The sequence below is a fragment of the Pseudomonas cavernicola genome, assembly GCF_003596405.1.
GTDB classification, from domain to species: domain Bacteria; phylum Pseudomonadota; class Gammaproteobacteria; order Pseudomonadales; family Pseudomonadaceae; genus Aquipseudomonas; species Aquipseudomonas cavernicola.
In genome coordinates this window covers 915,300-928,885 of the sequence record NZ_QYUR01000008.1, presented here as the reverse complement: position 1 = coordinate 928,885, position 13,586 = coordinate 915,300, and the positions used below count along the sequence as shown (strand labels likewise).

10 protein-coding genes are annotated in these 13,586 nt (G+C 57.1%); 2 read left to right on the top strand and 8 right to left on the bottom strand.

The features are described 5' to 3' along the window. Positions 1 to 15 precede the first annotated feature (15 nt). From D3879_RS26000 to D3879_RS25990, 3 genes are all read right to left on the bottom strand, one after another. On the bottom strand, positions 16 to 264 hold the full coding sequence (locus tag D3879_RS26000; RefSeq protein ID WP_119957026.1) for a DUF1272 domain-containing protein: 249 nt from the start codon (positions 262 to 264) through the stop codon (positions 16 to 18). 22 nt (positions 265 to 286) lie between these two features. Further along, positions 287 to 1,282 carry a GlxA family transcriptional regulator gene (locus D3879_RS25995; RefSeq protein ID WP_119957025.1) on the bottom strand — a complete coding sequence of 332 codons (996 nt, stop codon included), beginning with the start codon at positions 1,280 to 1,282 and terminating at the stop codon, positions 287 to 289. Between the two features lie 475 nt (positions 1,283 to 1,757). Continuing rightward, the gene (locus D3879_RS25990) at positions 1,758 to 2,027 is read right to left on the bottom strand and encodes a hypothetical protein (RefSeq protein WP_119957024.1); all 270 of its coding nucleotides are present in this window, start codon (positions 2,025 to 2,027) and stop codon (positions 1,758 to 1,760) included. Positions 2,028 to 2,832: 805 nt separating this feature from the next. Here D3879_RS25990 and D3879_RS25985 point away from each other — a divergent pair. After that, entirely contained in the window at positions 2,833 to 3,501 is a 669-nt protein-coding gene (locus tag D3879_RS25985; protein WP_119957023.1) for a hypothetical protein, read from the top strand. Positions 3,502 to 3,667: 166 nt separating this feature from the next. Here the strand turns inward: D3879_RS25985 and D3879_RS25980 are convergent, their stop codons facing one another. After that, positions 3,668 to 4,804, bottom strand: a complete 1,137-nt coding sequence (locus D3879_RS25980; protein ID WP_119957022.1) for a catalase family protein — start codon at positions 4,802 to 4,804, stop codon at positions 3,668 to 3,670. A gap of 140 nt (positions 4,805 to 4,944) precedes the next feature. Next, positions 4,945 to 6,819, bottom strand: coding sequence for a di-heme-cytochrome C peroxidase (locus D3879_RS25975; protein ID WP_119957021.1), 1,875 nt, complete (start codon positions 6,817 to 6,819; stop codon positions 4,945 to 4,947). A gap of 313 nt (positions 6,820 to 7,132) precedes the next feature. Here D3879_RS25975 and D3879_RS25970 point away from each other — a divergent pair, with 313 nt between their 5' ends. Beyond that, positions 7,133 to 8,458 carry a sigma-54-dependent transcriptional regulator gene (locus D3879_RS25970; protein ID WP_119957020.1) on the top strand — a complete coding sequence of 442 codons (1,326 nt, stop codon included), beginning with the start codon at positions 7,133 to 7,135 and terminating at the stop codon, positions 8,456 to 8,458. A 132-nt stretch (positions 8,459 to 8,590) separates the two neighbouring features. Here the strand turns inward: D3879_RS25970 and D3879_RS25965 are convergent, their stop codons facing one another. From D3879_RS25965 to D3879_RS25955, 3 genes are read right to left on the bottom strand one after another with little or no spacing between them, the layout of a single operon-like run. Further along, positions 8,591 to 9,925: a TolC family outer membrane protein gene (locus D3879_RS25965; protein WP_119957019.1), complete on the bottom strand. Its 1,335-nt coding sequence runs from the start codon at positions 9,923 to 9,925 to the stop codon at positions 8,591 to 8,593. Between the two features lies 1 nt (position 9,926). Next, positions 9,927 to 11,273 carry an HlyD family type I secretion periplasmic adaptor subunit gene (locus D3879_RS25960; RefSeq protein ID WP_420800953.1) on the bottom strand — a complete coding sequence of 449 codons (1,347 nt, stop codon included), beginning with the start codon at positions 11,271 to 11,273 and terminating at the stop codon, positions 9,927 to 9,929. After that, positions 11,274 to 13,010: a type I secretion system permease/ATPase gene (locus D3879_RS25955; protein WP_119957018.1), complete on the bottom strand. Its 1,737-nt coding sequence runs from the start codon at positions 13,008 to 13,010 to the stop codon at positions 11,274 to 11,276. Between the last annotated feature and the right edge of the window lie 576 nt (positions 13,011 to 13,586).

The window sequence follows — 13,586 nt, the reverse complement described above, 5'->3', positions numbered from 1 at the left end:
GCGATTAGTAGTGGTTCAGCGGTTAGCGGTACAACCGGCGGGCTTGCGCACTCTTTCGGTCGAGGCGGGAAATTTAGCGAGCGCAGCTGCCGGGCGGCGCGGTCGGGTTACCAGTTCGCCGCCGCAGTTCGGACAGATGCCGTGCAGAACCTTGTCGCTGCAGTCGCGGCAAAAGGTGCATTCGAACGAACAGATCAATGCCGCGTCGGATTCCGGCGGCAAGTCGCGGTCACAGCATTCGCAATTCGGGCGTAGTTGCAGCATTAGGGGCTCCTTAATGAGGTTTTCAGCCGAAGCGTTCGGCATATTCCTGTGGGCTGACGGACAAGTACTTGTGAAAAGTGCGGCGCAGGTTTTCGGGGTGGCCAAAACCGGTCAATCGCGCCACCGTGCTGATCGATGCCTGAGCGTCCTGCAGGAGTGCACGGGCAGCTTCCAGTCGAAGACGCTCGACATAGCGCCCAGGGCCCATACCCAACTCCTGCACGAATACCCGCGACAGAGTGCGCGGCGCCAGCCGTGCCTGTTCAGCCAGTACCTCCAGCGAGAGATCGTCGCCGAGGTGGGCGGGCAGCCAATCGAGCAGGGCAGCCAGCCGAGGGACGCGGCTTGGCTCTGGCGTCAGCAGCGCACTGAACTGCGTCTGCCCGCCGGGACGGCGAAGAAACATCACCAGCCGTCGAGCTACGGCCAAGGCTGTCGCCCGCCCGAGATCGGCTTCCACCAGCGCCAACGCCAGATCGATGCCCGCGGTTACCCCGGCCGAGGTGAATACATGGGCATCGCCATCCTGATTGCGCGGGTCGTAGGTGTGCAGACGGTCAGCCTGGACGCGTACCGCCGGGTGGCTGTCGCGAAGCTCATCGACGTCCGCCCAATGGGTGGTCGCCATTCGTCCATCCAGTACGCCGGCCGCCGCGAGAATCAGTGCGCCGGAGCAGACTGAACCGAGGCGGCGTACTTTGGGTTCGGCGTTGCGCAACCAATCGAGTAGGTCCGCGTCCTGGCACTGAACATCGACACCCTGGCCGCCAGGCACCAGCAGGGTATCCAACTGGGCCGGATCAACCTGTCGCCACATTTGATCGACACACATTCGTAGGCCAGCCGATGTGGCTACCGGGTCTTCTGTACTACCGATCAGGCTCAGCTCATACAGCGCAGGGAGCCCCTGGCGCAGGCGCTCGACATTCGCCGAGGCAAATACCTGCAGCGGACCTGTGACGTCCAGGCTCATGACATTCGGATAGATCAGACAGGCAATCCGGCGTAGAGCTTCCATGGCGCACCTCGATACTCATGGTCGCCAGTGTGCAGCGGTGGAGGAGTGGCGACAATGTCATTGACCGCACAGATATTGCCAAATAGAGGGGCGGGCAGCACTCGTTAAGGATTTTTAGCAGCAGACCTCGCACTACCTTTTCAGCGCTGACCTTGGGGGCAAGGGGAAGCCAATTCCCCGGCGAGAGAGGCTTCCAGCAGTGCCGGGAGGGGCCGTAGTTCGATTTGTTTGCCAAGTGTTTTGGCTGTCGGTGGTGGCGTGGTCGCGGTGAGGACCGACAGCTCTGCGTGGGCTAAGCGAGATAGCCGCCATGCAGGGAAAGGGCCATTCAGAGGGCTCAGCTTAGTTGTTTGAGTTGCCGGCGAGGATGGAGATAGGGGCAGCGGGCTGGCGTGGTTTGAGCAGGTATTACAGCGGTGAACAGGTTTTCGATCCTGCCCACCGCTGCAGAGAGGGTATTGAGCGCTGTGCCGCTTTATTCCGGCATGTGCCAGGGTTGTAGGTCGTAACCCTGCTGACTGAGCTCGTCGCGGGACTTTTTCAGTACGTTGGCCAGTTGTTCTGGGTCGGTATAAATGCTGCTGGACAGTTGTGTACGGCCAAGCAAACGAGTGCTGGTACGGTCGATTACGGTAAGGCTCAGCTCGCCAGTGCCATCTTGTGGAGCCCAGGCGACGCATTGAAACGGTTGAAACGCGCGGCTGGCGATCAACAGTGCTTCGTTAAAACGGAGCGGGGTGTTCATGGGGTCGGTTTCTCCGAGTAGATCCCAATACAGTAAGCGGCCGCCGGCGCTAGACATACGCTGCTGTGGCCTGTCATGGGTGTTGATGATCAGAGTTGACCTGCAAGTCACATTAAGTCGCAGAATTGACGGTGTTTGTCGCGAAAATGACAGGTGTTCGTGGTGTTGGGGATGCTCCAGGACGTTCGGAGGCGTATTTGTAGCTAATGATTCTCCGCGGGTAGTGCCGCGAATGTGCTTTTTGAGCAGCAAATGGCAGTGCTCCGGGCTGACTCATGAACCCGCGTGATGACATTTTTACTGGTGAGTGGCCGTTACGCCCTCCTTTGATCCATGAGACTCATGAAAAAAATCAACACGCCCGAGAGGGCTTTCATCTGCTTGCCAGTTGCGCGGAGAGCCAGCAATGATGGTGGTTCGGCTACCCCTCCTGGCACTGAGCGACTGCTCATGGCGGGTTTTTGTCACTGCCGTTGGTCGGCAAAATTGTTCAAAAAATGAACGGATGCGGGTTTTTCCGTTCAGAATAGCCGGTAGGTGAAGCGGGCTCTGATCCTCACCTACCCCCCAAAGCGGCAGTGAAACCTCATATGCACAAAGTGTGTTGGGGATTTTTATTACCTGAAAATGGAGACAATCGGATGATGAATAGTTCATTCGCTAAGCTCACTTTTATCTCGATATCGTGATACCGCAGGATTAATTAATACAAACTGCTGGATCTTGATTGCAATTTGCATCTATAAAATCCAGTTAAGCCATATTGAATCGTTTGTCGATTCATTATTCGAATAAAGAGGTAACCATGGAACTCAATATAATTGCTTCGTTGTTAGGGCAAAAAGCGACCGTGGAGTTTTTGCGTTTAGGCGTTGTCTATTTCCACCTTATTGCCTGTTGCGTGGCGATTGGACTTGTTTTGACCAGCGACATTGCAATGGTCAAACAACTCCTTAAGGGGGATGCGTCAGGTCAACATGATGACGCCCATATGGAAAGCCTTCAAAAAACAGTAGTGCTTGCTCTTGTAGCGCTTTGGATCACGGGTATTGCTATCGTCGGGATAGACTACGCCGGCAAAGGGATGGAGTATTTCCTCAATCCGAAGTTGCAAGCCAAAATCGGGATCGTTGTGCTGTTGACCTTTAACGGTGCCCTGTTGCATAGCGCTGTATTGCCTGCACTGAAAAAAGCAGGTTCGTTGCTGAAGCTCTCGTTCAGTCTGCGTATGCTGGCGCTTTTCTCGGGAGCGTTGTCGGGTGTGTCGTGGTTCTATGCCGCAATGCTGGGTGTTGGTCGCCCGCTGGCTTGGAAGTACTCGCTTGTAGAACTGCTGGCGGCTTACCCGGTTCTCATCGTAGGCGGGTTCCTGATGATGGTACTGCTCACCACCTGGGCAAGAAACAGGGACACTGCAGAGCGCATGGATCAAGGCGCCTGGGCAGTAAGAAACCCCGCCCTGGCTGCATGGTGAGGCCAAGTTGAACAAGGATGTTCAGTCTTAGTAAATAGTCCCCGTTGTTAGGTGTTATACGACATGGCGGTCTCAAGCTTCAAATGCAACACCTGGATAAGGTGCTGCTAGAAACTTGAGATCGCCATGTTTGCTTTAGGCGTTTGTTAGGCAGCGTTTTGTACTTTCAGTCAGAACCGTTGCGCTCATGCCGATACACACTCACCGCCTCATAAACCGCTTTACGCAACCGGTTTATCCCTCCAATCGGTCGATGTTCCGGCAGCGAATGCCAGGGATTAAACGATAGATTGTCGCAAAACAGATTCTGCTCGGTGCTATCAAAGTCCTGGGCGGGTAGTTTAATGGTCGCAACTGTCTCGAACGGCGCTAATGACTCATCCCACTCGACACTGGTGTCCTCAATGGGCATGTAGTGCTTGGGGTTTTGCCGTTGTACTTGCAAGGCAAAGCAGGCTGGAACGCGGTCGAGGGAGAGTTGCTGATAGAGCGCGTTGCGTAGGAAGTTGGGCAAGTCGTGGTTTTGCTTGGGTAACTCATAGTTCGGGCAATTTTCCGCTGCTGGGATGACGCGGTACTTGATGTTGTTTGGCCCGAGCTTGAACGGGGCAATGGAGCTGTAAGTCGTCGCCACCGGGCTTTCCGGTGCGGGGGCCAGCGTCTTCAGGGCGATGATCAGATGGCGCAGTTCCCAGCTGCGAGGATCCCAGTTGGGAAAGAAGGCCAAGACCTTTTTGCCGCTGGCTTGGGCGGCGAAGTTGCTTTTGTACTCGGCGACGTCACGGACGAAGAACGATGAGTGGTTGAACATCACGAAGTCTTGGTCGCTGGCGGTGCCCTTACTAGCCATCAGCTTCGCGCCGGGCACATCGAGCAGTTTGATTGCCATGCCACGTGCATCGCGGGCACGGTCGAATTGTGGATAGGCGTTGCCGTTGGACAGGCGCATCCAGGCTTGCCAGGTTTTGCCCGGTTCGCTGAACACACCTTGACGCAAGGCTGGGTCGAGTTCCGCTAGTACGGTGAACTCGGCCTTCACGCAGCCGTGGGCTTTGGCGTGGGCGTCACGCAGTACGCGGGTGTTGTCGCGGTGCTGTTCGACGATACGGATGGCATCTTCGATGATGCCCTGGGTGAGGGCGGCTTCACCCGGCGGGATCTGTTCTTCGTTGGACACCGGGCCGGAAAATTTCCAGGCGTAGTAAATCGAGCCAATGCCCCAGCCGCCAAGGCCGACGATCAGCAGAAGCACTGTGAGTTTTCCGAGCAGGTGGCCAAGCCAAAGCCAGCAGCGTTTGAGCATGGGGCGCGTCCTTGTTTGTGATGGGTTATGCCGGGGCTGGGATGTTTTCCCCTCACCCGAGTCCTCTCCCCGGCGGGGAGAGGAGGATTGCGTGGGCAAAGGAGTCTTCCGGGCTTGGGCGTCGAAAGCTCAACAGGCTTCTAGTCCTGGCAACTGGGGCCTGGAGTCCAGGGTTTGGCGGCGATGGGCTGTAGTTGGCCTTCCAACTTGGCATCACCCAGAGTCTTCAGGTATTCGATCAGCGCCCAGCGTTCTTCGGGCTGTAGGGCGCGGCCGATAACGCCATCTTGACGACAGCCATCGCGGAATTCGTGACCGCGGTTACTGTTACCGGTGACGGTGGTTTTGAATAGGAAACCGCCGTCGAACTTCTCGCTGTTAAAGCCAACGTGTTGCGGGTCGTACTCGTGGTTGCCGACCCAGAACTGCTTCGCGCGTTCGGAGACGGGCGAGAGCAGTTGGAACAGCGTTGGCACCGAACCGTTATGCAGGAATGGCGGGGTGGCCCAGATGCCATCGAGCGGGCGAGCCTTGTAGCCACGCTTTTCCTGTACGCCGATGGGCAGGCCGTAGCCGTCCATGCTCCGGCGCTCCTGGGCTTTGATGCCGGCATCCTGATAGGCGCGGTTTTCCACGTAGGCGGTGACGTAGGCCAGGCCTTTAGCGCTGGAGATGCTGGCAAAGTCGACTTCTTCCAGGCTGCCGTCGAGCAATTTGACCCCGAGCTTGTCCAGTTCGGCCTTGCTCCAGCCGAGCTTACTGATATCAAAACGGTGATCGGCGATGTTGTCGGCGGCGGTGGGGTCGGTACCCACGATGCGAGTCGGGACAATGCGCATCCGCCATTCTGGATCGCGGGTTGGCGCCAGACGTTCGTCAAGGGGTTTAGGGTTTGCGGCATGGCAATAGGTGCAATTTTCAGTGAACAGCGCACGACCTTTACTGGCCAGTTCGAGGTCGACCTTACCAAGCACGTCTTCTGGCCAGGTCGGAGGTTTCAGCTGCTTGAGGGTTTCTTCCAAGGTGTGGAGGTCACGCAGGCGCACGCTGGAGGCATAGCGCTCGGCTTCCGGCACGGCGTGGCCGTTGGCTTCAAATAGGCGCAGGGTGGCGCCGACGCCAAGGGATTCGCCGATATTGCGTGCCATCGGCTGCATCGCCGAGCCGTTCCACTGGACCCAGTCGAATTTCCAGATGTCCCAGACTTGCGGGTAGCTGACCGGGGCATTGCCGACACGATAGTTGCCGGGGTCAATAGCATCGCCGAACACGCTGTTGGCGATACGGCCGAAAGCATCGGTGCGCCCGAAGCCCTCTTCGGTGGGGTAGAGGCCGCGGTGGGTGTCGTTCCAGGCCTGTCCGAGGAGGCGGTTAAGTACGACTTTGAAGTCGCTGCGCAATTGGTCGCGACTTTTCGGGTACTGACTACCTAGCACCGTTTTGGCGAAGCGTTTGAACTTCAGTGGGTTGTAGTAGGTAAACGCCATGCTCATGCCGAGCGCTTGCCCAAAGCTGCCACCTCGCAGGGTCGGCACCGTGGAGGCCAGGGAGTGCAGGGCGGCCCCACCATCGATACGCACCGCATGACCTTTATAACGCAACTCGCCGGTGTGGCAGGCGGCGCAGCTGATGTCCAAGTATGGCGCGCCGGATTCGGCATCCTGATGGCGGGCAAACCCGACCGGCAGATTCCCTGGATTAAGTGGCGTGGCTTGCTGCTGCGGCTCAGTTAGAAAGCCAAAGCGCGCGAGGTAATCGGGACTGGCGAATTTGTCTTGGCCGAAAGGTTGTTCCAGCGCGACGAACCAGTCGTAGCGCAGACCTTTCACTTGCGTGCCTTGCGGGGTGTAGTAGTAAGTCTGCCGCGCTTCCGGGCTCCACTGTTCAAGGTAGTGGAGCTGCTCCGGTTGCTGATAGCTCGGGAGGTTAGGGTTGGCAATGTAATAGAAGACCACGGCCAAGCCCGCCAATAGGGCAAACAGCAGCAGCAGTAAGGTGCGGCGGAGGATTTGCATCAGATACTTCCTTGTAGCTTTCTTATTTGTCTGACGTTATGCCAAGCAATCGGGTATTGGCAAGTTGCCATGACTGCGAAGGCAGATTGCCATAGAAATGCCTGTCGAATCGCTCGCTAAGGCATAGCTCCTTGCTCGCGACTCGACATCCATCTGAGCCCGTACAGTGTGAAAGTCTTCATGTGCGCTAAGCGGAATAGGATTTATAGAGAAATGATCCAAACCGCGTCAAGGTTATTGCTAGCGTTACAAGGGCGTGCGCCAAACTATTGTTTTTAATGAATTTACAAAATAATGGCGCCAAGGATGAGATATGTTTGAGGACGTCATACCTGCGCCCCGTCGCCTGTTGGTGGTGGATCCCTGCAATGAATGTGAGCGCCTTGTTGTGTACCTGCGTGCAGGAGGCTGGAGGGTGGAAAGTTGTGCCCTTGAAAAAGCCGTTGAGCGGGACTGCGATGTTGGTTTGCTGCGCCTGCAAGCATTTAGTTTCCGCCCAGAACAGATCAAAGAGTTGATTCGCCACAGTGCGGCAGCATGGATCATCGCGTTGAACCCCAATGAACTGGACATGCACGGCATCGGTGATTTTGTCGGTGAATGGTTTTTTGACGTTCACACGCTGCCATTTGACGTTGCTCGGCTGAAGGTTGCCCTTGGACGCGCCTGCATGGCGCGCCTACGTGAGTTGGGTAGCAACAGAAATCTGGCTTATGAATACGAATTACTGGGTAACAGCCAGCGCATGAAGGAATTGCGCAAGTTGTTGACGAAACTGGGGGCAGTCGCTTTACCCGTGCTTATCCGTGGTGAAAGTGGAACTGGTAAAGAGCTAGTGGCCCGCACCCTTCATGCTCAATCGCGCCGCCCATCCGGGCCATTCGTAGTGCTCAACTGTGCTGCGCACTCCGAGCATCTGCTGCAGTTCGAGTTGTTTGGTCGCGAGGAGGGCGCCTTTACGGAGGGGCTTCGACGCAAAATCGGTTGCATCGAGTCTGCTGATGGCGGGACTTTGTTTCTTGACGAGATCGGCAGCCTTTCTTTGAAGCTACAGGCCAATCTGTTGCGCTTTTTGCACCTTATGCAAAGCGAACGTGTCGGCGCTAGCCCATCTTTTCCTGTCAATGTCCGGCTGCTCGCGGCGACCGCCCTCGATCTGGAAAAGGCTATTCGGCAAAAGCGTTTCCGTGAGGACCTTTACTACCAACTTAATGTACTGAACGTACAAACCGCTCCATTGCGCGAGCGGAGGATGGATATCCCGTTTCTGGCGGATCACTTAGCCAAGCTTTACTCGGCAGAAATCGGCTGTCGTCTGCGCCCCTTCAGCGAGGCGGCACTCGCGGCGATGATCAAGCATCCCTGGCCGGGGAATGTTCGGGAACTGTCCAACCGAGTACGCCGCGCTTTGGTAGTGGCCGAAGGGCGGCAGATTGAGACGGTGGATCTCGGACTGGAAAAAGAGCAGAACATGGGACCTGCCATCGGCACCCTGAACGATTACATCTTCCGAGCGGAGCGCCTGGCGCTTAACGATGTGTTAACCCGCTATTCCAGCAACATGAGCGAAGCGGCGCGTGTGCTGGGGATATCCCGTCCAACGTTTTACCGCTTATTGCACAAACATCAGATACGTTAGAGCCCGCACGACTAATTACTGCTCGGTTTAGTCTGGCTATATGAAATGAGCTGGCCACGGAGCTGCAGGCAGCAGTACGGAGATTTTCTCTACTTGGTTTTTAAAATGCCTAGCCTTTAAAACCTGTGGTCATTAAAACATCAGTTCCGGGCCGAGATAGGTATTGGCCTGATCGATGTCGTCATCACCCAGTGCGCCAATAGCGGCGGCTAGCCGCAGCTTGGAGAGCAGGTAACGCAGTTTCGCTTCGAACAGGTTGCGCCGAGCGGTGAACACCAACTCCTCGGCGTTGAGAATGTCGACGTTGGTGCTGGTGCCCGCAAGAAAGCCCTTTTTCGATGAGTCGAGTGACTTTTCACTTGAGGTCACCGCTTTTTCCAGCGCCCGAACGCGGGCCTCACCACTTTGCACGCCACGAAATTCACGCGTTGTACCGGAGATGATTTCTTCGCGAGCGGCATTGAACTCTTCTTGAGTCTGGTCTCTGGTCGCCACTGCCTGACGAGCCCGTGCACTGACGAAGCCACCGCTGTACAGCGGGATATTCATCTCTACCCCGACCGAGCCATAGTCGTTGCGTTGGTTCAGGGTGGACACCGACTCGCTGTCCGCGGAGGTGTAGCCAAGCACGAAATCCAGTGTGGGCCAGTGCCCGGCTTTGGCTTTGTTCACCTCTTCTTCTGCGGCACTAACGCTGTAACGCCGAGCTTGAAGCACCGGGTTATCGCTTTGTGCCTTGAGAACCCAGTCCGGCAGGCTACTGGGTTCCAGCGGTGGTGTCGGGAAACTTTCGCGCAGAGTGGCGAGTTGCTCGGGCACCTCGCCGAGATATTCCTGTAGCAGACGTCTAGCCACCAGCAGGCTGTCCTGCGCCTCGATCAGCTCGGCCAGTGCCAGGTCCCGCCGTGCAGTCGCCTCATCGACATCGGTAATGGTGCCGTCGCCAAGGTCAAAGCGCCGTTGTGTCGAGGTCACTTGCTCTTCGAAGGCCTTGAGCTTGGCTTTAGCCAAATCAATGGTCTCGTGCGCCAACAGAACGTCGAAATAACGTCCAGCAAGGCGCACTGCGGCATCCTGGCTTTTGGCGTCGAACACCGCCACGCTGTAATCGGCCTGTTGCTTGCCCTGGCGATACTCGGCCATCTTTTGCTTGTTGAAGATGGCTTGGCGCAGTTGCACCGATCCACCCTTGGACTCGTAGTGGAGATCGTCTTCGGTATTGCGCCCTAAGGCGTCCGGTTTTTTCTGGGTGCCGTTGACGTGGTTATCGTATGCGCTGGCATTGATCTGCGGCAGCAGGCCAGCCTTGCCAATTGCGCGGTTTTCTTCACCCGCTTCCTTTTCATGCACAGCCGCCAGGTAGGTTGGTCCCTGGTACTGCAGCAGGTTCCAGGCTTCCCTGAGGTCCAGTGCCTGCACCGGGAGGGAAATACAGGCGAGGCAGGAGAGTATATGTCGAGGGTCCATCTCACTGTTCCTTGAAAGAGCTGTCGAGCCGGTCGATCAGCGGCTTCATCAGATAACTCATCAGGTTGCGCTCACCAGTCTTGATGGTGACGGTAGCTGGCATGCCTGCGCGGATTTGGTTGGCGCCGAGCATTGACATGCCGGCCGGCGTTACTTCGATCTGTGCGAGGTAGAAGGGCTGCTTATTTTCCTCGTTGATCAGCCGGTCGGCCGAGATGGTCAGCACCTTGCCTGGAATGTTGGGGGTCTGCGCATGGTTGAAAGCGGGGAAGGCAATGTCTACCTGCAGCCCTGGAGCCATCTTGTCGATTGCCTGAACAGGGATCATGGCGTCGACCTGTAGAGGCTCATTGGCCGGCACAATGTCCATGATTTTGAAGCCAGGCTGAATCACGCCGCCGATGGTCGAGATATTGAGCCCTTGCACCATGCCATCAATCGGCGAGCGGATTACGGTGTGCTTGACCTGGTAATCAAGCGCTTGTAGCCGGTCGGCAAGCGCGGTGTTTTCCTTTTGTGCGTCAGTCAGCTGCGACTGCACCTCTTTACGGTAATCGTACTCACGCTGGAGGATGCGCAGTTTGAGTTCGGCGACCTGGCTACGGGTGCGAGCAATGTTGTTGAAGTTCTCAGCTTGAGAGGCGTTCAGGTCAGCGGCGCTTCGCTCGAGTTCGAGCATCCGGTTACGCGGTATGTAGCCCTCGGCAGCGAGGCTGCGAGCGCCATCTAGTTCTTGATGAAGGAATTTGAGTTGGCTTGCGCGTGCGCCATAGATTTGCTGCAAACCCTTGATTTGCCCTTCGGCGGATCTGAGAGTCTCTTGCAGGATGCTGACTTCGCCGGCAAGCCCTGTGAGGCGGGTTAAGAACAAGCGGCGCTGTAGGGTGAGTGAGGAGAGGAGGCGTGGGTCTGCCTTGAAGCGCTCGAGCAGCGCCGGGTCGAATGTTATGTCGCTCACGCCATCGCGCTCAGCTTCCAGCCGATTCTCAACAGTCTTGCTGACGATGTACTGGGCGCTGACCACGCCTTGCTCGGAGATCGCCTGGGTCGAATCCAGTCGTACCAGCTCCTGATCCTTCTTAACGCTATCGCCCTCACGCACCAAAATGGCGTCGACGGTGCCGCCTGTAAGGTGCTGGATGGTCTTGCGGTTGCTCGTTACTTTGACTGTGGCTGTAGCGACTACCCCGGCATCCAGCGGTGCCAGCCATGACCACAGCAAGAAGCCACCGAAGCCCAGTAACACGAGCAAAATACCCCAGCGCGCAGGCTTGCGATCGTCGACGTCGATGCCAAGCGCTGCATTGGCCAGGACCAGATTCTTGTGCTCAACATTTAACATGGACATTTAATCTCTCCCTCTAACCGCCGCCAATGTCGGGGCGCCCCCAGTTGGGAGCACACTGGCTTGCCGGAGTGCCGCGAACACCTCTTCGCGGGGGCCGAACATCTGCATGTTGCCATCGCGCAACATCAGCACCTTGTCCACGGTGCCCAGCACGCTCGGTCGATGCGAGATAAGTATGGTAGTGGTGCCACGGCGCTTGAGGTCTTCGAGTACCTCAACCAGTGCTTTCTCGCCGGCGTCGTCGAGATTGGCGTTTGGCTCGTCGAGCACGATCATGGCCGGCTCGCCGTAGAGCGCACGTGCCAGTCCGATGCGCTGTTTCTGGCCTCCGGAAAGCGGGCTGCCATCGACGCCAAGGCGCGTGTCGTAACCCTGGGCAAAGTGCAGGACCATTTCATGCACACCTGCGCGTTTCGCCGCGAGGATCGCCGCATCGCTGTCGATCTCGCCGAAGCGAGCGATATTTTCGGCGATGCTACCTTCGAACAGTTCGACGTCCTGTGGCAGGTAACCTAGCCATGGGCCGAGCTCTTCCTTGTTCCAGACGAATACATCGGCGCCGTCGAGCCGTACCTTGCCCCCTTGCGTTGGCCACACGCCCACCAGCAGGCGGGCGAGGGTTGATTTACCCGCGGCCGAGGGACCAATGATTCCAAGCGTCTCACCGGGCGAGAGGTTGAAGTTCACTCCACGAATGATCGACTGATTGGTGCCAGGCGCACCGGCGTAGGCGTTCTCCACGGCCAGCATTCCCACTGGCCGCTGTAATGGCATCGCAGGCGGGCGAGCAGGGAAGTCATTCAGCAACTGAGTCAGCCGCCCCCACGCTCCGCGGGATACGAGCAACTGCTTCCAAGCGCCAATAGCCTGTTCGACCGGTCCCAGTGCGCGCCCGGTCAAGATCGAGCAGGCGATCATCATCCCGGGGGTGATCTTGCCCTCGATCGCCAGCAGCGCCCCAGCCCCGAGAATCAGTGACTGCAACGTTATCCGTACGAAGCGGCCGATACCGCTGATGTACGCCGCCCGATCGGAGGCCAGCGTCTGCATTTCCAGAATGCGTAGGTGACTTGTGAACCAACGCTTGCTGATGGCCGGGAGCATTCCCATGGCCTCAATGACTTCGGCGTTGCGCAGATTGTTATTGGCGTACGTGCCGGAGCTCTGCGAGGCCTGATTAGCTTCCGCCAGCGGTTTTTTGGTGGCGATCTCCGTCAGGTAGGCCAGCGCTATGAGTATCAGCGAACCGATCAGTGTCATTAGCCCGAGCAAGGGATGAATCAGGTAGGCGACCAATAGATAGATGGGCGTCCAAGGGGCGTCGAAGAAGGCGAACAGGCCGTTGCCGGTGAGAAACTGGCGCACCTGGGCCAGGTCCTGCAATGCCTGGGCGGGGTTGCCGCCCGCTCGACCGAGGTTGCGCTCAAAGGCGGCGGTGAAGATCCGGCGATTGAGCGTCATGTCGAGTCGATTGCCTACCCGGATCAGTACCGTCGAGCGCACCACCTCCAGCAGCGCCATCAACATAAACAGCCCCAATACCAGAACCGTCAGCATCATCAAGGTGGTGACATTGCTGCTGACCAGTGCACGGTCGTAGACCTGCAGCATGTAAACCGCGGGCGTAAGCATTAATAGATTGATTACGCCGCTGAAACCGGCCAATGAGTAAAAGGTGCGGCGCAAACGAAACAAGGCATCCGCAAGCTCAGAACGCGGGTTCGACTGCTTATCCATCGTGGTCATTCCTTGCTGCAGATTCTCTGGGAAATCCTTCGCGGCAAAACCAGTTGACGGAGCGCAGAGCTTTTCCCTTCTGCTTGCCGTCCGATCCTCAAGGATCTTGTACTGATCGTAACCGCCCTAGCTGCTTCCCACTCCAGAGTAGGCGAGGTTCGTCTCTCTGGCGAAACACCTTGTCTATTTTTTGGAATGTTTTGTTCTTTAAAAAGTAGATTTATGTTCTTGAACAGCTAGTTATGGCTTTATTTGCCGCTTGTCGTGGAAGGTGACGGTCGCTTGACACTCATCATTGGTGCGACTTAAGTCTAAGCCAGGGCAACGGTTGGCATGGTGAGCGGCACTGACTAGGGGTGCAGCAGTTGATGTCAGCGCCCCTGGTTAGGGAGAACATCATGAGTACTGCCGTGCACTTGCAAAGAGTGAAGGAGCTTTTCCCGAAACTCGTCTTAGCCCTTGAGTTTCATGGCCCCCCTATGACCTGAGCAACACCACCGACCCAGTCGGTGTGGAGTTGTTATGGGACTGAATTCCCCGTAGTCGAGCACTGCTGAGCGCACGCGATTCAGCACG

Excerpts from the sequence above, each read along its gene's own strand:
- D3879_RS25970 (WP_119957020.1), top strand. The coding sequence starts at position 7,133 with ATGTTTGAGGACGTCATACCTGCGCCCCGTCGCCTGTTGGTGGTGGAT.
- D3879_RS25995 (WP_119957025.1), bottom strand. The coding sequence starts at position 1,282 with ATGGAAGCTCTACGCCGGATTGCCTGTCTGATCTATCCGAATGTCATG.
- D3879_RS26000 (WP_119957026.1), bottom strand. The coding sequence starts at position 264 with ATGCTGCAACTACGCCCGAATTGCGAATGCTGTGACCGCGACTTGCCG.
- D3879_RS25985 (WP_119957023.1), top strand. The coding sequence starts at position 2,833 with ATGGAACTCAATATAATTGCTTCGTTGTTAGGGCAAAAAGCGACCGTG.
- D3879_RS25975 (WP_119957021.1), bottom strand. The coding sequence starts at position 6,819 with ATGCAAATCCTCCGCCGCACCTTACTGCTGCTGCTGTTTGCCCTATTG.
- D3879_RS25955 (WP_119957018.1), bottom strand. The coding sequence starts at position 13,010 with ATGGATAAGCAGTCGAACCCGCGTTCTGAGCTTGCGGATGCCTTGTTT.
- D3879_RS25980 (WP_119957022.1), bottom strand. The coding sequence starts at position 4,804 with ATGCTCAAACGCTGCTGGCTTTGGCTTGGCCACCTGCTCGGAAAACTC.
- D3879_RS25965 (WP_119957019.1), bottom strand. The coding sequence starts at position 9,925 with ATGGACCCTCGACATATACTCTCCTGCCTCGCCTGTATTTCCCTCCCG.
- D3879_RS25990 (WP_119957024.1), bottom strand. The coding sequence starts at position 2,027 with ATGAACACCCCGCTCCGTTTTAACGAAGCACTGTTGATCGCCAGCCGC.
- D3879_RS25960 (WP_420800953.1), bottom strand. The coding sequence starts at position 11,273 with ATGTCCATGTTAAATGTTGAGCACAAGAATCTGGTCCTGGCCAATGCA.